18 protein-coding genes are annotated in these 21,217 nt (G+C 42.2%); 10 read left to right on the forward strand and 8 right to left on the reverse strand.

Annotated features, from left to right (window positions below; genetic code table 11):
• Positions 1-14: 14 nt before the first annotated feature.
• Complete coding sequence (locus AB4160_RS02045) at positions 15-1,736, forward strand: hypothetical protein (protein ID WP_102438449.1); 1,722 nt, start codon at positions 15-17, stop codon at positions 1,734-1,736.
• A gap of 116 nt (positions 1,737-1,852) precedes the next feature.
• Here AB4160_RS02045 and AB4160_RS02050 read toward each other — a convergent pair whose 3' ends face one another.
• Entirely contained in the window at positions 1,853-2,752 is a 900-nt protein-coding gene (locus AB4160_RS02050) for a phospholipase A (RefSeq protein WP_372003450.1), read from the reverse strand.
• Between the two features lie 238 nt (positions 2,753-2,990).
• Between AB4160_RS02050 and cobA the strand changes: the two genes are divergently transcribed.
• The 7 genes from cobA (at position 2,991) to nqrF (ending at position 10,203) form a co-directional block, all read left to right on the forward strand.
• A complete protein-coding gene (gene cobA / locus AB4160_RS02055) occupies positions 2,991-3,803 on the forward strand; it encodes a uroporphyrinogen-III C-methyltransferase (protein ID WP_372003452.1) in 813 nt (270 codons plus the stop codon).
• Between the two features lie 484 nt (positions 3,804-4,287).
• Positions 4,288-5,649 carry a Na(+)-translocating NADH-quinone reductase subunit A gene (locus AB4160_RS02060; RefSeq protein WP_102438455.1) on the forward strand — a complete coding sequence of 454 codons (1,362 nt, stop codon included), beginning with the start codon at positions 4,288-4,290 and terminating at the stop codon, positions 5,647-5,649.
• Positions 5,649-6,866: an NADH:ubiquinone reductase (Na(+)-transporting) subunit B gene (locus AB4160_RS02065; protein WP_372003454.1), complete on the forward strand. Its 1,218-nt coding sequence runs from the start codon at positions 5,649-5,651 to the stop codon at positions 6,864-6,866. The genes AB4160_RS02060 and AB4160_RS02065 overlap by 1 nt, the downstream gene beginning before the upstream one ends.
• Entirely contained in the window at positions 6,856-7,626 is a 771-nt protein-coding gene (locus AB4160_RS02070; protein WP_102438459.1) for a Na(+)-translocating NADH-quinone reductase subunit C, read from the forward strand. Before AB4160_RS02065 ends, AB4160_RS02070 begins: the two co-directional genes overlap by 11 nt.
• Positions 7,626-8,246 carry an NADH:ubiquinone reductase (Na(+)-transporting) subunit D gene (locus AB4160_RS02075; RefSeq protein ID WP_076540771.1) on the forward strand — a complete coding sequence of 207 codons (621 nt, stop codon included), beginning with the start codon at positions 7,626-7,628 and terminating at the stop codon, positions 8,244-8,246. The genes AB4160_RS02070 and AB4160_RS02075 overlap by 1 nt, the downstream gene beginning before the upstream one ends.
• A gap of 5 nt (positions 8,247-8,251) precedes the next feature.
• Positions 8,252-8,860 (forward strand): NADH:ubiquinone reductase (Na(+)-transporting) subunit E, encoded by a 609-nt coding sequence (gene nqrE / locus AB4160_RS02080; RefSeq protein ID WP_076540866.1) that lies wholly within the window; start codon positions 8,252-8,254, stop codon positions 8,858-8,860.
• 125 nt (positions 8,861-8,985) lie between these two features.
• Positions 8,986-10,203: an NADH:ubiquinone reductase (Na(+)-transporting) subunit F gene (gene nqrF / locus AB4160_RS02085; protein ID WP_102438461.1), complete on the forward strand. Its 1,218-nt coding sequence runs from the start codon at positions 8,986-8,988 to the stop codon at positions 10,201-10,203.
• Positions 10,204-10,335: 132 nt separating this feature from the next.
• Here nqrF and AB4160_RS02090 read toward each other — a convergent pair whose 3' ends face one another.
• From AB4160_RS02090 to yjjX, 7 genes are all read right to left on the reverse strand, one after another.
• Entirely contained in the window at positions 10,336-11,532 is a 1,197-nt protein-coding gene (locus AB4160_RS02090; protein WP_372003456.1) for a hypothetical protein, read from the reverse strand.
• Between the two features lie 22 nt (positions 11,533-11,554).
• Positions 11,555-12,574, reverse strand: coding sequence for an FAD:protein FMN transferase (locus AB4160_RS02095; RefSeq protein ID WP_303501749.1), 1,020 nt, complete (start codon positions 12,572-12,574; stop codon positions 11,555-11,557).
• A gap of 1,133 nt (positions 12,575-13,707) precedes the next feature.
• A complete protein-coding gene (locus AB4160_RS02100; protein ID WP_372003459.1) occupies positions 13,708-14,889 on the reverse strand; it encodes a membrane dipeptidase in 1,182 nt (393 codons plus the stop codon).
• Between the two features lie 34 nt (positions 14,890-14,923).
• The gene (locus AB4160_RS02105) at positions 14,924-15,370 is read right to left on the reverse strand and encodes a SufE family protein (RefSeq protein WP_102439723.1); all 447 of its coding nucleotides are present in this window, start codon (positions 15,368-15,370) and stop codon (positions 14,924-14,926) included.
• 78 nt (positions 15,371-15,448) lie between these two features.
• A complete protein-coding gene (locus AB4160_RS02110) occupies positions 15,449-16,699 on the reverse strand; it encodes a cysteine desulfurase (RefSeq protein WP_102439722.1) in 1,251 nt (416 codons plus the stop codon).
• A gap of 148 nt (positions 16,700-16,847) precedes the next feature.
• On the reverse strand, positions 16,848-17,888 hold the full coding sequence (locus AB4160_RS02115; RefSeq protein WP_102439721.1) for an NADP(H)-dependent aldo-keto reductase: 1,041 nt from the start codon (positions 17,886-17,888) through the stop codon (positions 16,848-16,850).
• Positions 17,889-17,969: 81 nt separating this feature from the next.
• Positions 17,970-18,527, reverse strand: coding sequence for an inosine/xanthosine triphosphatase (yjjX, locus tag AB4160_RS02120; RefSeq protein WP_102476923.1), 558 nt, complete (start codon positions 18,525-18,527; stop codon positions 17,970-17,972).
• A gap of 102 nt (positions 18,528-18,629) precedes the next feature.
• Here yjjX and AB4160_RS02125 point away from each other — a divergent pair, with 102 nt between their 5' ends.
• Both AB4160_RS02125 and AB4160_RS02130 read left to right on the forward strand, forming a co-directional pair.
• Positions 18,630-19,403: a ribonuclease H family protein gene (locus AB4160_RS02125; RefSeq protein ID WP_102439719.1), complete on the forward strand. Its 774-nt coding sequence runs from the start codon at positions 18,630-18,632 to the stop codon at positions 19,401-19,403.
• Between the two features lie 498 nt (positions 19,404-19,901).
• Positions 19,902-21,194 (forward strand): serine/threonine transporter, encoded by a 1,293-nt coding sequence (locus AB4160_RS02130; protein WP_102439718.1) that lies wholly within the window; start codon positions 19,902-19,904, stop codon positions 21,192-21,194.
• Positions 21,195-21,217: the final 23 nt, after the last annotated feature.

Consider the following 21,217-nt stretch of genomic DNA (forward strand, 5'->3'; position numbering starts at 1 on the left):
TGGAGCACAAATAAATGAAAAAACTGGCTATCGCAGTTGCCATTGCCGCTGCTGGTGCAGGCGCATACATGCTATCGAACAACGATGGTGTCACCACAACTGATAACGACATGCTCGCGTATATCCCAGCAGATACCTTACTTTTTTCAGGGCAACTCACCCCGTTTCCGTTAGAAGATTATTTGTATTCAATGCCTATGGGGCAAAACGGTGCTGCCCAACTAGAGCAAATTGAGCAGGCTGGCCCATATTCAAGTGCCCAAGAGGGATTTTTTGTCAGTTTATATAAAAGTTATTTAACTAGCCTTGAAGACCCTGAACTGTTTTTAACAACCTTTGGTTTGCCTGCCAAGATTGAGTCATATACCTACACGCTAGGGGCGTTGCCTGTTTTTAAGGTGCAAGTCACTGATGAACAGGCTATTTGGAAAGTATTGGACAAAGCGTCAGAAGAAAGCGGTTTAGCCCACACCACGGCAACCATTGAAGGCCTTGAGTATCGTGCTTATTCACTTATTGATGACGATGAATCGATTGATTTAGTTGTTGCCCAGCAAGATGGCTGGTTAACAGTAACCTTAAATACCTCCTTCAATAAACCAGAATTATTAGCAACGGCGCTGGGATTATCCAAAGTTGATAATCCAATTAGTGACAGTGGCATTGTTGAAGATATCATTAAGACTCATGGTTTTTTAAACGACAGTATAAGCTTTATAAACCATGTGGAATTAGTGAAAGGATTAACCTCAACTGATGGCAATATGCTGGCTAAACAGTTATCTAAATTAGGCGAGTTAGATGGCACTGGCAGTGATCCTTTTGCAGAGTTTAAAACGGCTGAGTGTCAAACAGAGCTTGATGCTATCGCTGCAAATTGGCCGCGCACGGTTATGGGCTTAAAAGCATTTAATGTTAGCCGTAAACAAGCGCAGTTTGATGCCCAAATGGTGGTTGAATCTAACAACCAAGTGATATTAGGTGCATTTAATAAAATGCGTGGTTTTATTCCTAGTTTCACTAATAGCCTAACTGACAATGCCATGTCCATAGCACTGGGGCTTGATGCGGCGCAATTAGCACCAGCATTAACTGAAATTTGGCAAGATTTACAAACGCCCAGTTATCAGTGTGAAGCACTAGCGCAAATGCAATATGAAATCAGCGGCCAAAATCCGGCAATGCTTGGCATGATGACAGGCATGGCCAATGGGGTTAAGGGCATGAGTGCCACCATAGTCGACTTTTCGTTAACTGACGAAAATGGTGAGCCTGGCTTTAAGCACCTAGATGCACTGATTAGCTTATCGGCTGAAAACCCAGAAATGCTATTAAACATGATTAAGCCATTTGTGCCTCAGTTAGCCCAAGTTCAACTGGAGACTAATGGTGATCCCATCGATGTGTCTTCATTGCTAATGCTGCCACCTTCAATGGGGGTAAGCGCTCAAATGGCCATTAAAGATCAACACATTGTTATTTACAGTGGCGATAAAGGTGAAGACTTAGCTAATAAACTGGCAAAAGAACCACTGGTCGCCAATGGCTTAGCGAATATGTCGATTGATTATCAAAAAGTGCTGAAACCGGTATTTTCACTCATTGAAGAAAGCGGTGAGCAAGTGCCAGAAGAACTAGAAATGCTCAAAGATTATGACATGCGCATGCAGGTCAACTTGGATATTACCGATAAAGGTATTTCAATCTCTACTCGCGGTGATAGTAAAGCTTACTAAGTTGCTAACAAGCTAGTCGGGTATTGAAAACAAAAAAGGTGAACTGTATATAACTGCAGCTTCACCTTTTTTATTGTTGTTTTTATGGTTGTTTTTATTGTTTGTGATGGCCTATTTTAAAGAATATCACCAATCGAAACCCCGATCCCAATGCGCTGATTATGATGATTATAGTCAATCATACTTTCGCCATAGCCATTAAAGTACTGGGTATATAAGCGTAAATTGCCTAATATCGGATAGCTCCAAGTAAACTCAATGGAGCCTTTATTTGGGTGTTGTAAATTATTGCGCCCCATTAAGGTAAACATATGCTCATCAAGGCCATAGACGGCTGTTAACTCAAAGTTGCCCATATAGTCTTCAATATCGGGGTTGTCATCACCCTCAGGCGAGCTGGGTGTTGCTTTTTCATCTTCAGGGATCCGCCACCACGCCTCTAGACCTAATGCAAAAGGGCCTCTATCAAATACCATGGTGCCGTAAATTCGATTCCAACTGCGTGAAAGTGAACCAGATTGACCATTAGATTGATGCACAGCCCCTACACCCCAAAACGAATTTGTTAACCCTGCCACTTGCCAGTCATTATTGAATAGCATGAACATTTCCGGTTCATGATTAGTTTCTCTAAAAGGGGAGGAAATTTCTTTATTATAGACTTGCCAGTAAGACTGGTTGGTATAGGCGAAATAGAGGTGGCCATTGTCGCCAAAAACGTTATACCACAGCGGGAATTTAAAGCTTATCTGAAACTTAGCCTCAGCGTTATCGATGACTTCTTCATTGTCGTCATTGGTTGTAAAGTTTGTATATGGGTCAGTGTTAGGGTTGTCATTATAGGTGTATGGCAAAATGTAATTAACTTTATGGGGGGTAATGACAAAGCGCTCCTCTGAAGTTTTAAGCTCGTCTTTTACTCTTTCATCAACGAGTGAGTCTTCAGCTAAAGCCACTTGGCTTACTCCTAAACCAATGGCTGCGCTAAACCATAATCGGATCCATGTTGGTTTCATTAAAAGCTCCCTTTAATTATATTTTTCTAGACTAACACTATGGTTAAAAATGAAAAGTACTGATGATTTGAGCTTGGGCTTTGTATGGTAACTGTGCAGCTAGTTTACCAAGGTTTTTAAATGCCACTTAATAGGTCTCATATAACTAAATGGAATAAAAGCTAAGTATTATCTATTATATATGGAATATATAAAGGGCTATATTTGATGCTAAGTAAACATTGTGGGGTTTTGAAAAATGGAATTGGTTTCGATACCGGGTCAAGGGGCCAAAGGGAAAGTCTGGATAGTCGGTGCAGGGCCTGGAGATGTTGAGCTGCTCACCCTCAAAGCTTATCGGGTGTTAAAGCAAGCCGATGCTGTCCTGTACGATGCCCTCGTTAGCCAAGACATCTTAGATTTAATCCCACAAAGCGCTGAAAAAATTGCTGTGGGTAAACGTGCTGGCAAGCATAGTGCTGGGCAAGATGAAATAAATCAGGTACTGGTGACAAAAGCTTACACTCGCAAAAACGTGGTACGCCTTAAAGGTGGTGATCCGTTTATTTTTGGTCGTGGCGGTGAGGAGCTGCAAACCTTAGCAGAAACAGGGGTTGCTTTTGAGGTTGTCCCCGGTATTACTGCTGCTAGTGGCACAGCTGCTTATGCTGGCATTCCATTAACCCACCGAGATTTTGCTCAAGGAGTGACGTTTATTACTGGTCATTGCCAATTACAAAGTCGGCCGATGGACTGGCAAGGTTATGCAAATCCAAATAATACCTTAGTGGTTTATATGGGCATTTTGAACGCAGAGATTATCCGTGATGGATTAATGAGTAGTGGCCGTGATGGTGATACGCCTGTGGCTATTGTTTCTAAGGCGACGACCGCATCTCAACAGCGCTTTATAGGTAAGTTAAGTGAGTTATCGCAGCTGGCTGCAGATCCTGCTTTGCAAATGCCAGCATTGATGATTATCGGTGAGGTGGTGTCATTGGCAGACAGCCTCAATTGGTTTAATCCTCAAGAGTACTCAGCTGCACCAATTCAGTCTCAAGTGGGTATTTAGCGGATTTGATCTTAAGCTATATTTACCGATAATTTTGACCGCATGAATTTAAATGGCGAAGACGACAGTCTTGGCCATTTTTTGTTTTTAGCTGCTCAGGCTTGCCATTAACATGTTCATTTCATACTTATCCCATATTTGTCATTCTTATTGCTTCAAACTTAATTATTATCTCAGTGCTTACCTAGCAAATTTTGATTTCTGTAATTCTTATACAGCTTTTATTGAGATTAATGTGAACTGTGTCTATGTTAAATTGTGATGCATGGGGTAGTTCAGCATTGGGTAGCGTTTTAGATGCTGTTTTTTGTGCTTTAGTTCCTGTTTTGAAATTGAATATCGGTCTTGGTTCAAGTTTTTGGTCGAATTTAGGTGTTATTAGTACATTTATTTCACAATTTATTTAAAAGGTGTGACCTCAATAGCGGATTTAGATCACAAATCTATTTATTATGTGGTATCTGAATTTTAAAGGTTACAAGTAATGGCTGGATCCTCAAATCAGGTTATAACAATTAAACGGGGCCTCGATGTGCCTATCGCGGGTGAGCCGCAACAAATAATCGACGTCACAGCAAAGCCAACCAGAGTTGCCATATTAGGCGAAGAGTATGTTGGTTTAAAGCCGACTATGTTGGTTGAAGAAGGTGATATCGTTAAAAAAGGCCAAGCGCTTTTTCAAGATAAAAAGATTGCCGGAGTGACCTTTACTGCCCCTGCGAGTGGCGAAGTGATTGCCATAAACAGGGGCGAAAAACGGGTGCTATTATCAGTGGTGATCCGTTGCGAAGGCGATGAAGCCGTGAGTTTTGCTACTAGCGATGATGTTTTGGCATTATCCCGCGAAGCGGTGCAAACCAATCTGGTTAACAGTGGGTTATGGACGGCATTAAGAACCCGCCCTTTCTCAAAAATTCCCGCGTTAGATACTAGGCCATCAGCAATCTTTGTGACCGCCATGGACAGTAATCCGTTAGCGGCCGATCCTCGCGTGATTATCGCTGAGCAGCCACAAGCATTTGCTGTGGGAATGCAGGCACTAACCCGGTTAACCGATGGTAAAGTGATGCTGTGTCATGATCAAGGTGAGGCGTTACCCGGCCATGATTTAGCTCAAGTTGAGTCATATCAATTTGGCGGCGTTCATCCCGCTGGGCTGGTGGGTACTCATATCCATCTGCTGCATCCAGTAAGTGTTGAGCGGGTAGTTTGGCATATTGGCTATCAAGATGTGATTGCCGTTGGCAAGCTGTTTCAAACCGGTGAGCTATTTAATGAGCGAGTGGTGTCATTTGCTGGACCCAATGTGTTAAAACCAAGGTTACTGCGGACCCAATTAGGGGCAGACTTGGGTGAGCTAGTCGAAAATGAAATTGAAGATATTCACTCACGGGTGGTATCGGGCTCCGTACTTTGTGGCCATACCGCCGTTGGGGTTTATAACTATTTAGGTCGTTATCATAATCAAGTTTGTGTACTAACTGAAAACGCCCGTCACGAGTTATTACCTTGGGTGCGCCGTAATAAAGAAAAGTTCTCACTGACAGGTATCATGATGTCAGGTTTTAGCCGTACTAAAAAACTGTTTGATTTTACCACCCATGCAGGTGGCTCTCCTCGTGCGATGATGGCTTTTGGTCAGCTTGCCCGCGTTATGCCTTTGGATATTTTACCGACCTTGTTGGTGAGAGATCTGGTGGTGCGAGATACCGATGAAGCACAGCTATTAGGCGCTTTAGAATTAGACGAAGAAGATTTAGCACTTTGTACCTTTGTTTGTCCCGGAAAGTATGACTTTGGTAAAGAGTTACGTGCTTGCCTAGATATCATCGAGAGGGAAGGTTAATGAGTCAGCAACAAAAGAAACCGGATCATCAAGATCGCTATTATGCTCATGGCGACTCGATGAAAAGTTACTTGCGATCCTTGTGGATTGCTCGTGGCCGCAGTACCAAAGGTAAAGTGCATGTTCGTGATGCCATTGATGTAAAACGTACCATGCATATTGTGGGTATGTGTTTACTGCCCGCCATATTTTTTGGGATGTACAACCTAGGCTTACAAGCGCAAATTGCCATCATGGCTGGGGCAACTCAACCTGAGGCTTGGCAGGCTGGCTTGTTTTCAATGCTGTTTGGCCAGTTAACCGAACAATCAGGTTTTGTCAGCTTAATGGCTTATGGTGCGAGTTATTATGTGCCAATTTACCTAATGACCTTGTTTGTCTGTTTAGTGTGGGAAGTGGTTTTTGCCAAAGTGCGGCGCCAAGAATTACATGAAGGCTTCTTTATTACAGCATTACTGTTTTCTATCATAGTGCCGGTATCGACACCCTTATGGATTATTGCTGTAGGAGTGACCTTTGGGGTTATCGTAGCCAAAGAAATGTTTGGCGGCATGGGTTATAACTTTTTAAACCCTGCGTTAGCCGGTTATGCCTTTATCTATTTTGCCTACCCCACAGAAGTCGCAGCCTTAAGCCAATTTGTTGCTGCTGATGGTTTTTCAGGTGCCACCACCTTAACCCAAGCTGCAGCCAGTCGCGCGAATATGTTTGCCGATGTTAGCTGGATTAGCGCCTTATCAGATCCTGCATGGATGGATGCATTTTTAGGCTTCACTCCAGGCTCTATTGGTGAAACCAGCACCTTAGCTATTTTGATTGGCGGCGGTGTATTGCTGCTAACTCGAGTGGCAGATTGGCGAGTGGTTGCAGGGGTTATGTTCGGCATGATCGCTACAGCAATATTGTTTAACTTAGTTGGACCTGCGAAAAGCTCTATGGCTTCTATGCCGTGGACATGGCATTTAGTTACCGGTGGTTTTGCACTGGGGATGATGTTTATGGCAACCGATCCTGTGACCGCCTCATATACCCGCAGTGGTCGATACGCCTATGGCGCGTTAATTGGCTTTATGAGCATACTCATTCGAGTGTTGAATGTGAAATTGCCTGAAGGGATCATGTTGGCGATATTGTTCGCAAATCTATGGGCGCCATTATTCGATTATCTGGTGGCTCGTGCCAACATTAAACGGAGACTAAAACGCCATGGCCTTTAAGAAAGATAGCATAGCTGGCACGATGATTTTTATCATCAGCCTGAGTTTGGTCTGTTCGTTTATGATCACCGGTACCGCTGAAATTTTAAAAGAACGTAAGCTGGTTAAAAAGCGTGATGAAGTGCAGCAGTTTGTATTACGGGCCGCCAATATTGATATCAGCAGCGGCGATTTTAGGGAATTATTTGAACAAAGAGTAAGCCCTAAAATGGTCAATCTAGAGTCGGGTGAGTTTGTTGATCATGACAATCTACTTGATTTTGATGAGCGTATGGCAGCGATAAACCCAGATACATCATCAAAACCTAAAAAAGATACCGCCAAAATTAAAAGCCGTGCGGATAATATCCGCGTATTTGAAGTCTTTGACGCTAATGGTCAATTATCCAGTGTGGTGATGCCCATTTATGGTAAAGGACTGTGGTCGATGATTTATGGTTATTTAGCCCTTAAGCCTGATTTAAATACCGTTGAGAATATTATTTTCTACGAACACGGTGAAACCCCTGGTATTGCTGATTTTGTAACAGATCCCCAGTGGACTGACTTATGGAAAGGTAAGCAGCTATTTGATGATAAAGGCAAAATTTCCATCAAGGTTATCAAAGGCGGTGCTAAAGCTGGCGATATTCACGGTGTTGATGGCGTTAGTGGCGCAACCCGAACGGGCATGGGCATTCAACGTGCGGTTGAATTTTGGTTTGGTGTAGAAGGTTATCAAACCTTTCTTAACCAGTTTGCCACTACGGAGGCGAAATAATGAGTACGACTATCTCAACTAAACAAATTCTGACCTCACCGATTTTTGCCAATAACCCAGTGGCGATGCAAGTGCTAGGGGTCTGCTCTGCACTGGCTGTGAGTAATTCAATGCAAACCGCATTGGTAATGACACTGGCGGTGACCTTTGTTTTAGTGTGCTCCAATGTGATCATTTCGAGCATTCGCAATTTTATCCCTAGCAGCGTGCGTATTATTGCGCAAATGACCGTGATTGCCTCTTTGGTAATTATCGTTGACATGGTGTTGCAGGACGTGGCTTATGAGCTTTCAAAGCAGTTATCTGTATTTGTCAGTTTGATTATTACCAACTGTATCATCATGGGCCGCGCAGAAGCCTTTGCGATGAAATACCCACCGCATTTGGCATTTGTTGATGCGCTAGGTAATGCCATGGGCTACGGGGTGATTTTATTAAGTGTCGCCTTTGTGCGTGAGCTACTAGGACGCGGAACCTTATTTGGCAAAGAGATATTTACCACTATCGAAAACGGTGGTTGGTATCTTGCCAATGAAATGTTCACCTTGCCACCAAGCGCATTCTTTTTGATCGGCGTGATGATTTGGGCGATCAATGTTGTGCAGCGTAAGAGAGGATAATGGCAATGGAACACTATATTAATTTATTTATTCAAGCGGCCTTTATCGACAACATGGCACTGTCTTTTTTCTTAGGCATGTGTACCTTCCTCGCGGTGTCTAAAAAGGTCTCAACCTCATTTGGTTTGGGCATTGCAGTGATTGTGGTGATGGTATTAGCCGTACCGGTAAATCAGCTGATTTACGTGAATATCCTTGCGCCAGGTGCACTGGCATGGGCAGGCTTCCCTGAGCTTAACTTAAGCTACTTACAGTTAATTACCTTTATTGGGGTGATTGCCGCTTTAGTGCAGATTTTGGAGATGTTTTTAGAAAGATACATTCCAACTCTGTATCAATCTTTAGGTATTTTCTTACCGCTACTAACGGTGAACTGTGCCATTTTTGCTGGGGTTATTTTCATGGCCAACCGTGATTATAACTTAGGCGAATCTGTGGTGTTTGCAGCAGGTAGTGCTGTGGGCTGGGCGATGGCCATTGTCTTACTCGCCGGGCTGCGTGAACGGATGAAATTTCATGCTATCCCACTAGGGCTGCAAGGAATTGGCATTACCTTTATTACTACAGGTTTAATGGCATTAGGTTTTATGTCATTTGCTGGCATCACTTTGTAAGGCGTGAAAATGCAAACAAATTTGAATTCGCTTATAGATGACTCACTCATGCTTGAATCAGTGGTTTTGGTAAAACTGACCCATGAGACTGCTTGTTATCAGCAACTGTTGAGAAGGTGCATTTAATGGAAATGGCAATTGGCATAGGCATGTTTACCATAGTGGTAAGTTTGCTGGTAATGATAATTTTATTCGCCAAAAGCAAATTGGTGGGTACGGGTGATGTCACCATCGGCATTAATGGTGATGCAGACAAAAGTGTGTGCACACCTGCTGGTGATAAACTGCTTGGCGCACTGGCGAGCAACAGTATTTTTATTCCATCGGCCTGTGGCGGTGGCGGCACCTGTGGCCAATGTCGGGTCACAGTGAAATCAGGTGGCGGTGATATCTTAGCCACAGAGCTTGACCACATCACCAAAAAAGAAGCCAAAGAAGGCTGCCGGTTAGCGTGTCAGGTTGCGGTGCGAACCGACATGGAACTAGAAGTGGATGAAGAGATCTTTGGGGTTAAAAAGTGGCAATGTGAGGTAGTTTCTAATGACAACCAAGCGACCTTTATTAAAGAGCTGCTGCTGAAAGTCCCTGAAGGGGAGGATGTTCATTTCAAAGCCGGTGGTTATATTCAAATTGAAGCCCCTGCCCATGAGGTGAAATACGCTGATTTTGATATTCCTGAGCAATATCGTGATGACTGGGATAAGTACGACTTATTTAGCCTAGTTTCAACCGTTGATGAAGATGTATTACGTGCTTATTCAATGGCGAACTACCCTGATGAAAAAGGCACCATCATGCTGAATGTGCGTATTGCTACGCCGCCAAGCAATGATTTACCACCAGGGCAAATGTCGTCATATATCTTTAATCTAAAGACTGGCGATAAGGTGACTATTTCAGGGCCCTTCGGTGAGTTTTTTGTCAAAGAAACAGACGCTGAAATGGTGTTTGTTGGTGGTGGCGCAGGTATGGCGCCGATGCGTTCGCATATTTTTGATCAACTTAAGAGTAAGCAAACAAAACGTAAAATGTCATTTTGGTATGGAGCGCGTTCAGCGCGAGAGATTTTTTATCAAGATGATTTTGATACCTTAGCCGCTGAAAATGACAACTTTGAATGGCATGTAGCTTTGTCAGAGCCTTTAGCTGAAGATAACTGGACCGGCTATACCGGCTTTATTCATACGGTATTATTGGAAAACTATCTTAAGAATCACAAAGCGCCAGAAGATTGTGAGTTCTACATGTGTGGCCCTCCAATCATGAACTCCTCTGTGATCAGCATGCTAGAAAGCTTAGGTGTTGAAGAAGAAAATATCTTGCTAGATGACTTTGGTGGCTAGTGTTTAGTTTGAAAGGCTTGGCGTTAATTAAAGATAAACAAGCTAACTAAAAATGAGCTACTAAAAGTAAGTTTTCAAAAATAAAAAAAGCTGAAACCTAGGTTTCAGCTTTTTTATATCGCAATGTGTGAATTATCCTAGAGGAATAATACCTTCAACTTTAATCACTAATGAACAAGAACCAACGTTTGTCCAGTCAACATCCGATGGAGTAAAGTCTTCTCCAGCACCAAGTCCTGGAACTTCAGTAACCCAGTCAAATCCTTTTAGTGCTGTACGCTCGTAATCAATAGTACCTAAAATTCGAGCACCCATATTACGATCAGGCTTACTTGATAGCATTGGTGAGTATTCGTAATATGCCAATCGAACGTCACCATGCATAACTGCATTATAACAAGTGTTATTCTTACCAATATTCATCGAGGCGTAATAGTTACCATTATCTTCTAGTTTCATGCCGTAGCCGAAAATAGCAACATTAGGCAATTCAACTTCTTCAGTTGTTTCTTCATCAGTAAATTTACTAACAGTGGAAATTAATTTAGAACCCATTTGGTTATTAAAGCCGTTTAGTTTGTACTCTTTACCGTCGTTAGGGTACATGTCTTTAATAAATTCACGATTTTCTAAACCACAAGCTGTTTTCAATGTCTTAGCGGTATTTTCACCACTTTCTGTGGCTTCTACCCACTCGTAGTTGTAAATACTACCATTGAGTCTTTGTGCTAAATAGTCAGCGTTTAGGAATGAAGAGCTGCCGTAGTAGAAAGAACCCGATGCCCCAGTTTTTCCATCAACGAGACTGTCGTCTGGTTCAGGTTGTGGGAACGTTGGATCCTGTGGATTACCCGGATCAACAGGTGGTGTTTCATTGTGACCTTCGTGACAGGTGCTACAAACGCCGTAATCGCCATGAGGGACATTTGAAGGATCATTTGCATCATAGCTATGGCAGCTCATGCAATCATCAGCTGCCATGGCGCTTGCAAATGCTGACATTTGTGGTGCTTCTTCTGCTGGTGCATTAGGGTCAAGATAATCAAACATAACGCCTTCTTCAGCGCATTGTTGGTTGAAAGTAGAAATGTAGCCTACTGCTTTATCCTGAAGTTCTTCAGTTTTAGTTGTTAAATTAGCATTGTCTTCTGCTAATGATTCATTTTTTGAACTTAATTCTGTATTTTGAGAGTTTAATTCAGCATTTTGTTGTTCAAGCTGTTTTATTTGGCTTTCAAGCCCAGATGTATCTTTATCATCATCACTACAGGCAGTCATACCTAATACAGCAATACATAATACACTTAGTTTAAATTTATTCTTCATCATTTTTCCTGTTAATAGTTTAAAACTATTCTTTAATATATTTTTTAAAGCTTTCTGAATGGTGAGTAATCAACTCTCCAAACTTATCCTCAATGATCATGATTGGGATATTGTGTTCATTGGCAACAGCCAATGATTCCTCAACAGTGAGCACCATAAAGGCGGTAGCCAATGCATCAGCTGTCATAGAATTTTTTTCAATTACCGTGACTGAAACAACGGTATGAGATACGGGTTTTCCTGTTCTAGGGTCAATTAAATGCGAGTAGTAGTGGCCATTTTTTTCGAAATATTTACGGTAGTTCCCCGATGTCGCGACGGCGGAGTCCCCAGGGGTGATAATTTCCATTTGTCCTGTTGAATAAGCAAAGGGTTTATCAACTCCCACCTTCCAAGCCTGTTGGCTAGCATTTAATCCCTTAATTCTTAACTCCCCGCCAATATCAACTAGATAGTCATGAATATCATTGCGTTCCAATACGTCAGCTACGACATCGACACCGTAACCTTTTGCTATAGCTGAAAGGTCAATTTTTAGATTGGCCGCGTTTTTTGTGAGATACTGATTCTTAAGGGTTATATTGCTAATTCCGGTGGATTTTATGGCTGCTTCGATTGCTTGTTCTGATGGTAAGTCAGTGACTTGGCCATCAGGGCCAAACCCCCATAAATTAACTAAAGGCCCAACTGTGATATCCAGTGCATTATTAGTGAGTTGAGCAACATGAATAGCATTAGTTATGACGTGATTCATGTCATAACTAATGCGTATGGGTGTAGCTTTAGGTGAGTTGTTTATTTTATTGATTTCAGAGTCTTTACGCCAAGTTGACATTGATTGATTCACATCATCTAGACGTTGTTCTATTTGACTTCTAATATCAGCCATTCTTTTTGCAGATATTTTAGTTTCTAACCAAGTAACTTTATATTTATTACCCATAGTCTCTCCCCGAAGGCTTTTCATATCCTGGGCAGATGCAACTGAATTTATAATGATATAAGTAAATAGAAAGATAGAAATGTTAAAAATTATTTTTTTCATAATGTAGTAATCTAAAAATTAGATTTATAGATTACATTGTCATGAAGGGATGTAAACTTTACTACTACTTTTATTATTCGGGTTTGAGATTGAAGTCATATTTATTCTAAAGTTATATTACAGGTCAATTTATATATTCATTAATTAGTATATGCTTAACTATTATATATTTTAATGAAGAAGAGTTTTTATTATTAATAATAACTTTTATAACAGGGGTAATTGTGAACTACTCGCCAGAAATACAATAAGAACTAAGTTTTTTGTATTTTTACTGTTGACGTTTTTAAATTCTATTTTCTGCATAATTAATTTCTATAATATGCAATTCTGTCGTTGTTTTTATCACACAAAGCTAACATTGATTTTGATATATCCAAGACACGCCGCAAACGCATCCATGTGGGCTTTGCGAAAACAAATAACATCCATGTTAAACGGCCAGTTCGGCATCCATGCCTCTCGCTCAGAGCGTTTCACACTGTGAAACTTCGCCATGTTTTGGTCATATTTGTTCCCGACAAATAATGACATTCCCGCCATCCTTGGCAGTCAGAAGTTCGCTGCTGCATCTACACTGGGATTATTGCTTCTTCGATTTGACTGTATTAGTGCCAAGTAAAAGATTAAAAAGATTAAAAAGATATAAAGCTAAAAATCCAAAAGACTCAATTTGAATTGAGGACGTTGAAGAAAATAGCGTGATGCTCACATGGATGTGAGCATAGCTTTCGCGGTGCAGGGATGCACCATCGGAAGCGTTAGCATTTTCGAATAAGACCGAAGCAGTCTACAAACGAAGTTAAAAGCTGGATCGATCCCCATCGAAAACTATGCGCTTTTCAGCATTTTTCGTTAGGGGCGGCAGGGTGATCCAAGAGGGTATTGCTGTTGATACCCTTTTGGTCGGGTGTGGGTGGAAAACCCACGATGTTAATCCAAACGGAGTTTGGAAATACAGAAAGGAAACCAACAGCCTAAATCTGGTGTGGGCGAAGCGCCACGACGTTAATCCAAACGGAGTTTGGAAATATTTAAAAAAATAAATCAGGTATGAACGAAGCGCCACAACGTTAATCCAAACGGAGTTTGGAAATACAGAAAGCAAACCAACAACTTAAATCTGATGTAATTTAAACCAACACTTGTTTAAGCACTCTTTGCCAGTTGCCACCGAGGAAACGATCTCTATCGCTCGACTTATAACGTGCTTTGGCCAGTGCATCGTCAATGCGACTCATTCTGTCGATATGGTTAAGTTCTGGGATAACCACATGCTCAGGGGTATGGTCAAAGCCTAATACATTTTTATCAGCAAGACTTTGCCACCAACCCAGGTATTGTTTAACTCCTTCAGCGTTATTGTTATTTAACGCCAGTAAGTTTTCTTGTCCCCGCAGTGGGAAATCATTGGCAATGGCTACTACATCCATGCCGCCCAGTCTAGCGACCCTATCAAGTTGGCGAATATAATCATCAATGGTCGGCACAGGCTTATTGGTGAGCCAAAAGCTCATCATGAAAATACCAAACACACCGCCAGTGTCGGCAATAGCGCGGATCACTTCATCGGGTGAGCAGCGAGCATTATTGACGATGGAGCGCACAGCGCCATGGCTTTGCACTATGGGTTTAGTGGAGACTTTAGCGGTATCCAGTGCGGTTTGCGGACTTGAGTGACTGACATCGATAAGAATATTGTGACGATTAAGCTCGGCGATTAATGCCTTACCATCAGCGGTCAGTGGCTTATTGAGGCTTTGAAAGCCATCATTGTCTAATGCGCCACCGGCAAAGCGGTTGCCGTAGTGGTGGGTTAATTGCAGCACCCGTAAACCATGTTTGTGAAATTGGTCTAGTTGTGGCCAAGGCTTATCGCCACTGTTAGCGTTATCGGCATCGGCTTCAACACAGTCAGCGCCTTGGATTTGAAAGTACACCGCGGTGCGCTGCTCATTTCGGGCTTTGGCAATGTCGTTGCCTGTTAGCCCTTGTAATAAAACTGAAGGGTTATCATCGACCACTTTTTTAGCTTGTTTTATACTTTCAATACAGGCTTGGTAGGTGCGTTTGTAATTGGTGGTGCCATCGGGCTGTGTAATAGTTTCGATAGCGGAGATATCACAGATGTAAGCATCAAGTTTTGATTCGCGAACATCTGCTAGGTTTTCGGGCAGAAATGATAAACCATCAATATAGAGGCGCTTTTTGGAGGCGGCAAACACAGAAGTGCTATACAGCGGGCAAAGTAAGCTGGTTGCAGCGATCCCTTTAAGTAGGGTTCTTCTGTTTTGGTTACAAGCGCTTTCAGACATTGTTATTCCTTTTAACGCTCGTAATCATTATTGATTAGTTTGCGGCGTATTGCTTAATAGCATTGGCGAGTGCGGTAAGCCCATTGGTACGAGAGGGGCTTAATTGGCCGCTAAGTCCTAATTGTTCAAAATACTCAGTTAAGTCAAATGCACTAATGGCGGCACTGGTTTTTGTATGAGTTGCATATAACAGTATAGCAATTAGACCCTTAACTATACGTGAATCACTGTCGGCACAAAAAAAATGTTTGCCATCAATCGCTTTATGGTAAAGCCACGCTTGGCTTTCGCAGCCTTTTACTTGGGCTGACTCTAGCTTAAAGGCATCATCAAGTGTCGGTAGGGCTTTACCAACCAGCATGATTTGACGGTATTTATCTTGCCAGTTGCTTGCTGACTCAATCGCGCTGACGGCTTGTGCGACCTTATTATCTAGCGGTTTAAAACAGTGCTCTTGGGGTTGTGGTAATTGGTTAGTCATTTTCTCAATTTACTATCAGGTGGTGGAGAGTATTTGCAGCTATAAAGCTAAGGTTAAAAAGCTGGCTAAAACATCAGGCTATAACAGTAGATCTTTAACATTACCCAGCGCCGCGATAAACAGGTCAATGTCTTGCTTATTAGTATAGAGGCCAATGGATGCTCGGCAACAACCTTTAATGTTTAACTGCTGCATTAATGGCATGGCGCAGTGGTGGCCACAACGAACGGCTATGCCTTGTTGATCAAGTAGTATCCCAACATCTTGATGATGCTCTTGTGCCAAGTTAAACGCAACCACGCCAATATTATGCGGCGTTGCACCAATAAGGGTTATATCGCCTAAGTTTCTGAGTTCATTTTGCAAATAGTTCAGTAAGCTTTGCTCATGGGCCAGTAACTCAGCTTTTGGCAGTCCATTGATAAAACTAATTGCTGCGCCTAAACCGATAACCGCTGAAATCGCTGGGGTGCCCGCTTCTAATTTATTGGGCAGTTCCCCAAAGGTGGTAGCTTCAAAACTCACCGACTTTATCATTTCGCCGCCTGTTAGCAGCGGTTCAAGCTTATCGAGCTCGGCATAACGGCCGTATAAGATCCCAACGCCAGTGGGGCCATACATTTTATGGCCTGAAAACACATAAAAGTCGCAGTTAATTTGTTGTACATCGACATCGATATGGGCGATGGCCTGAGCGCCATCAACAAGAGTGAGTGCACCTACTTGCTGGGCAAGCTCAACTAATTGGCTGACATCATTTACCGACCCCAGCGCATTGGTCACATGGCTTATGGCCACAAGCTTAGGTTTTAAACTAAGCAGTGCTGAATAGGCATTGATATCAATGGATAAATGCTCATTCAGTGGAATGGGTTTAACCACAGCGCCGGTATTTTTGGCCAATTGTTGCCATGGTACTAAGTTGGCGTGATGGGCGGCGCTATCAACTAAAATAATATCATTAGCTTTAAGCTGTTTGCTTAAGCCTGCAGCGACCATGTTGATCGATTCAGTGGTGCCGTGAGTGAAAATAACTTCTTCAGTTTGGCTAGCATTAATAAATTGCTTAACTTGATGACGAACGTGTTCATAGTTGGCTGTGGCTCTGGCTGATAACTGATGGGCGGCGCGATGCACATTAGCGTTATCATGCTGATAATACTGAGTCATTGCCTCAATGACACTAACAGGCTTTTGGCTGGTGGCTGCCGTATCTAAATAACACAATGGATTATCATCTAGCTGTTGATCCAATATTGGAAACTGAGATCGAATAGCTTGGTGATCAAAGGCATTATTAATTAAAACGGTATCCACAGGCACTGTCATTGAAAGCTCGTTAAGTTAATGATGAATCGCTGAAGTTATCGCTTCAGCATAAGAAAAGCGCTACGATCTTCATAGATTGTAGCGCTTATTGCAAGCATCAATATGCTGATTGGCAAAAGGTCTTATTAACCCCTGTTATTCACACTTGTTATGGGCAAGGCAAGCGATAAAGGTTAGACAGCTCGTTGATGCGGCCAATAAGCTCTGCGGACAAACTAACATCAAGGCTATCGATATTTTCTTTTAACTGTTCAAGATTGGTAGCGCCAATAATGTTTGAAGCGACAAAGCGTCTTGAATTAACAAAGGCTAAGGCCATTTGGGTTGGCGACAAACCAAACTCACGGGCTAAATCCACATAAGCTTGAGTAGCTTCAATTGCCATTGCTGTGCTGTTATAGCGGGCAAAGCGCTTAAATAACGTTAATCTGGCGTTTTCAGGCCACTGATTATTTTCATATTTACCTGTTAATGCGCCAAAAGCTAAAGGCGAGTAGGCCAGCAAAGGCAATTCTTCACGGTGGCTGATTTCAGACATGCCCACCTCAAAGCTGCGATTAAGCAAACTATAAGGATTTTGCACACTGACGATGCGGGGTAAGCCATGCTTTTCAGCTAATCGAAGGTATTGCATTAAGCCCCAAGGGGTTTCATTGGACACGCCGATATAGCGCACTTTTCCTTGGCGGATGACTTCAGCTAATGCTTCTAAGGTTTCTAAAATAGGGGTTTGATGTTCATCATCCAGTTGGTCGTAAAGTAGCTCACCGAAGTAATTACAGTGTCTATCAGGCCAGTGCAGCTGATATAAATCAATGGTATCGACTTGTAGTCGCTCTAGTGATGCATCAACCGCTTGGTGGATGTTGACCCAATCTAAGGCCATGTTTGGTCTAACAAAATCACTTTTAGGGCCTGCAGCTGACACTTTTGATGCAATGACTAAATTATCGCGATTACCTCTTTGTTTAAGGTAGTGACCAATAATGCGCTCAGTTTCACCTTGGGTGTCAGCACTGGGTGGCACAGGATACATTTCAGCGGTATCAATAAAGTTAATTCCACGACCAATGGCGTAATCCATTTGTGCAAAAGCTTGGGCTTGGGTATTTTGTTCGCCCCATGTCATGGTACCAAGACAAATCTTGCTAACATCAAGGCTAGAATGCGCTATGCGTTGATATTCCATTTAATTCTCCTATGGAAACGAGTTACTTCGAAGTTAGCAATCTTTATCCATAAAACAAAGTAACTTATTCCTATGGGCAAACTAATTGTTGAAAAATTCAGCATTCATAAAAGGCGCCATCGCTAAAATAATCGCTTGGGTGTAAATGCTTTCGCGGGTTGCTAAGCCGTGAGTGAGTAATCCAATTGCGCCGCCTTTTTGCTTAATGTTGTGGGTATTAAAGAGTTTATCCATAACATGGCCCAGCTCTTCACCTTGCTCTAGCGCTTGGTAAACTTGAGTGGGTAATGGCAGTAGCGCGCTGCGACCAACTGATAGTTGTTGCTTATGAATGATGGCCATATAAGCAAATGTCGCAGGGCCATGGTCAAAATTATCAACACCGCCTTCCATCGCGATAAAAAAGTCAGCCTCTTGGGCATTTGATTGGTATTGCGACTGGCAAAACTGGGCACGATTAATGGCCCCTAATTTGGTTTCTGCATCTGTCATGGGTTGATCGGCCACTAACGAGGGCGCATGCATGCCGCTGCAATTGATTTTACGATCAGGAAAATACTGACTGATGGCCACTTTGGCGGCATTGATTTTTACGGGGTTATTTGAGCCGACAATAATCGTTAATGGTGCTTGAGGCATAAATTAGTATCCAAGTTTTACTGAACAGTTGGTGATTTTGCTACGTCATACGCTAAACTGGTGCGCATTGAGTATCTTAAGCGATTTTATAGAGAAGTCATTATGGCGAAGAAGTTTTATGTGGTTTGGGCAGGGCGTGAGACCGGCATTTTTACCAGTTGGGATTATACCAAGAAGCAGGTGGATAAATTTCCCCAAGCAAAATACAAATCTTTCCCGACTGAAGCAGAGGCTAAAGCGGCATTTGGCGCATCGGCAAGTAAAAGTATAGGTAAAGCGGCTTTTAGCGCGAAAAGTAAAGCTAGCACTGCGACTAAAACAACATCGACCAGCAAAGCTAAGATTGATTTATCCACTCATGAGGTGATGATATTCACTGATGGCGGCTGTGAGCCCAACCCTGGTAAAGCGGGCTCAGGCATGGCGATTTACCGTAATGGCGCAGTCGCTGAGTTGTGGTTTGGTTTATATAATCCCAATGGCACCAATAATAGCGCCGAATTGAATGCGCTTTATCAAGCGATATTAGTGGCACAAAAGGCCATTAAGGCTAATCAAACGGTTAAAATACTCAGTGACTCCCAATATTCGATTAATTGCATCACTAATTGGGCTTATGGCTGGAAGTCAAAAGGCTGGAAACGCAAGACTGCCGGTGATATCGCCAATCTTGAAGTCATTAAGCAGGCTCATGAACTTTATGATGCCATTAAAGATGATATGGAGATTGAACACGTTGCCGCTCATGTGGGGATTGAAGGCAATGAATTGGCCGACCGTATGTCGATTTATGCCATTGATCAAAAACTGACTGGGTTTGTCAAATATGACAAGGCGCTGGATGTCGCCGCCATATTAAGTTTAAGAACGGGCTAGCGATATTGTTATATCGTATATAACTTCAGTTGAGTCGAATTTACCGCTGTAAAAATGTAAATTCGACGCTTTGCTGGGTGAATATTAACTTTGCTTTTAGCTTACTTATCTATTTCCAGCTAACTTTCTTTTTCAAGCTAATCTTCTATTTCAAGCTAACCTTCTCGTTTCCCTTTCGACAGTGATAAGGCTATTTTATCATCGAAAAACCTTGAGTTACTTGATTGAAATAGTCAAGTATTCACTAGGTTATTAGTGTTTAAACCCCTTTGGCTTGTGACTTTGCAGTACATTCGCAGTTGATCATTTGTATCTAATGTTGGCAATTAAATTAATTGTTGTTAATGAAGCTGTATTAGTAACCAAGTTAATATTTGATCATGCGCACATTGCGCCTCTCTTATTGCTGTGTGGGATCAAAAAAATGAACTAGGTCACTATTCTCAAATAAGAACACTGTATTCTCCGCGCCAAATTAGTTACCTCAAAGGTTATTCCATGCAAAGAGATTCAATCAGTGCGCAGGATGTTGCTGTAGCAACTCAAGGTGAGCAAACTCAAGTTAAAGGCTGGAGTCGTCAAGATACCACTTGGATGTTAAGTCTATTTGGCACCGCTGTTGGCGCCGGTATTTTGTTTTTACCTATTAACGCGGGTATGGGCGGTTTTTGGCCTTTAGTCATGATGGCCGTTTTTATTGGACCTATGACTTACCTTGCTCATCGCGGTTTATCTCGCTTTGTGTGCTCTTCTAAGAATCCGGGTAGTGATATTACTCAAGTGGTAGAAGAGCACTTTGGCGTTAATGCGGGTAAAGCGATCACGCTGTTATACTTCTTTGCTATTTTTCCTATTGTGCTTATCTATGGTGTTGGTATTACTAACACAGTTGATAGCTTTATTGTTCACCAGCTTGGCTTTGCCTCACCGCCACGTTTTTTATTATCGGCATTACTTATTATTGGCATGATGTCAGTGATGGTTGCGGGTGAAAAATTCATGCTGAAAGTGACGCAATTTTTAGTCTACCCACTGGTTGCGATTTTGGCATTTATGTCATTTTACTTAATTCCTGACTGGAAAATGGATGCTTTGCAAGTGGTGCCATCGGCAGGTGAGTTTTTTGGTACTGTTTGGTTAACTATTCCAGTATTGATCTTTGCTTTTAACCATTCTCCTGCAATTTCACAATTCTCTGTGTCACTTAAGCGTGAGCATGGCAACAATGCAGCTAAAAAAGCAGATGTGATTTTACGTAACACCTCAATGATGCTTGTGGGCTTCGTGATGCTGTTCGTGTTCTCTTGTGTTTTATCATTAAGCCCAGCGCAACTTGCTGAAGCAAAGAGTGAAAACTTAGCTATTTTGTCTTACTTAGCCAATGTTCACTCAAGTGGTTTTGTGAGCTACTTTGGCCCTATTATTGCGTTTATTGCGATTATTTCTTCTTTCTTTGGCCACTACTTAGGGGCGACTGAAGGTTTAAAAGGCATGATCACTAAGCAATTACGTAGCAGTAATAAAGAAGTATCAGAGGCTAAGCTAAATAAATTCATTTTGGCTTTCATGTTCTTCAGCATCTGGATTGTTGCGGTTATTAACCCAAGCATTTTAGGCATGATTGAAGCGTTGGGCGGTCCGATTATTGCTGCAATCCTTTATCTAATGCCTATGTATGCTGTCCATAAAGTACCTGCGCTAAAAGCTTACCGTGGCCGCATTAGTAATGTGTTTGTGGTTATTGCTGGTTTACTGGCTATGACAGCGATTCTATTTGGCTTAATGAGCTAAATTAATTCAAGTTTTGCTGTAGT

The organism is Shewanella sp. 10N.286.51.B8 (assembly GCF_041469325.1).
Classification (GTDB): domain Bacteria; phylum Pseudomonadota; class Gammaproteobacteria; order Enterobacterales; family Shewanellaceae; genus Shewanella.

Coding starts and splice junctions, on each gene's coding strand:
- AB4160_RS02045 (WP_102438449.1), top strand. CDS start 15: ATGAAAAAACTGGCTATCGCAGTTGCCATTGCCGCTGCTGGTGCAGGC.
- nqrF (WP_102438461.1), top strand. CDS start 8,986: ATGGAAATGGCAATTGGCATAGGCATGTTTACCATAGTGGTAAGTTTG.
- AB4160_RS02090 (WP_372003456.1), bottom strand. CDS start 11,532: ATGATGAAGAATAAATTTAAACTAAGTGTATTATGTATTGCTGTATTA.
- AB4160_RS02095 (WP_303501749.1), bottom strand. CDS start 12,574: ATGAAAAAAATAATTTTTAACATTTCTATCTTTCTATTTACTTATATC.
- AB4160_RS02075 (WP_076540771.1), top strand. CDS start 7,626: ATGAGTACGACTATCTCAACTAAACAAATTCTGACCTCACCGATTTTT.
- AB4160_RS02115 (WP_102439721.1), bottom strand. CDS start 17,888: ATGGAATATCAACGCATAGCGCATTCTAGCCTTGATGTTAGCAAGATT.
- nqrE (WP_076540866.1), top strand. CDS start 8,252: ATGGAACACTATATTAATTTATTTATTCAAGCGGCCTTTATCGACAAC.
- AB4160_RS02050 (WP_372003450.1), bottom strand. CDS start 2,752: ATGAAACCAACATGGATCCGATTATGGTTTAGCGCAGCCATTGGTTTA.
- AB4160_RS02110 (WP_102439722.1), bottom strand. CDS start 16,699: ATGACAGTGCCTGTGGATACCGTTTTAATTAATAATGCCTTTGATCAC.
- AB4160_RS02065 (WP_372003454.1), top strand. CDS start 5,649: ATGAGTCAGCAACAAAAGAAACCGGATCATCAAGATCGCTATTATGCT.
- AB4160_RS02130 (WP_102439718.1), top strand. CDS start 19,902: ATGCAAAGAGATTCAATCAGTGCGCAGGATGTTGCTGTAGCAACTCAA.
- cobA (WP_372003452.1), top strand. CDS start 2,991: ATGGAATTGGTTTCGATACCGGGTCAAGGGGCCAAAGGGAAAGTCTGG.
- AB4160_RS02125 (WP_102439719.1), top strand. CDS start 18,630: ATGGCGAAGAAGTTTTATGTGGTTTGGGCAGGGCGTGAGACCGGCATT.
- yjjX (WP_102476923.1), bottom strand. CDS start 18,527: ATGCCTCAAGCACCATTAACGATTATTGTCGGCTCAAATAACCCCGTA.
- AB4160_RS02105 (WP_102439723.1), bottom strand. CDS start 15,370: ATGACTAACCAATTACCACAACCCCAAGAGCACTGTTTTAAACCGCTA.
- AB4160_RS02060 (WP_102438455.1), top strand. CDS start 4,288: ATGGCTGGATCCTCAAATCAGGTTATAACAATTAAACGGGGCCTCGAT.
- AB4160_RS02070 (WP_102438459.1), top strand. CDS start 6,856: ATGGCCTTTAAGAAAGATAGCATAGCTGGCACGATGATTTTTATCATC.
- AB4160_RS02100 (WP_372003459.1), bottom strand. CDS start 14,889: ATGTCTGAAAGCGCTTGTAACCAAAACAGAAGAACCCTACTTAAAGGG.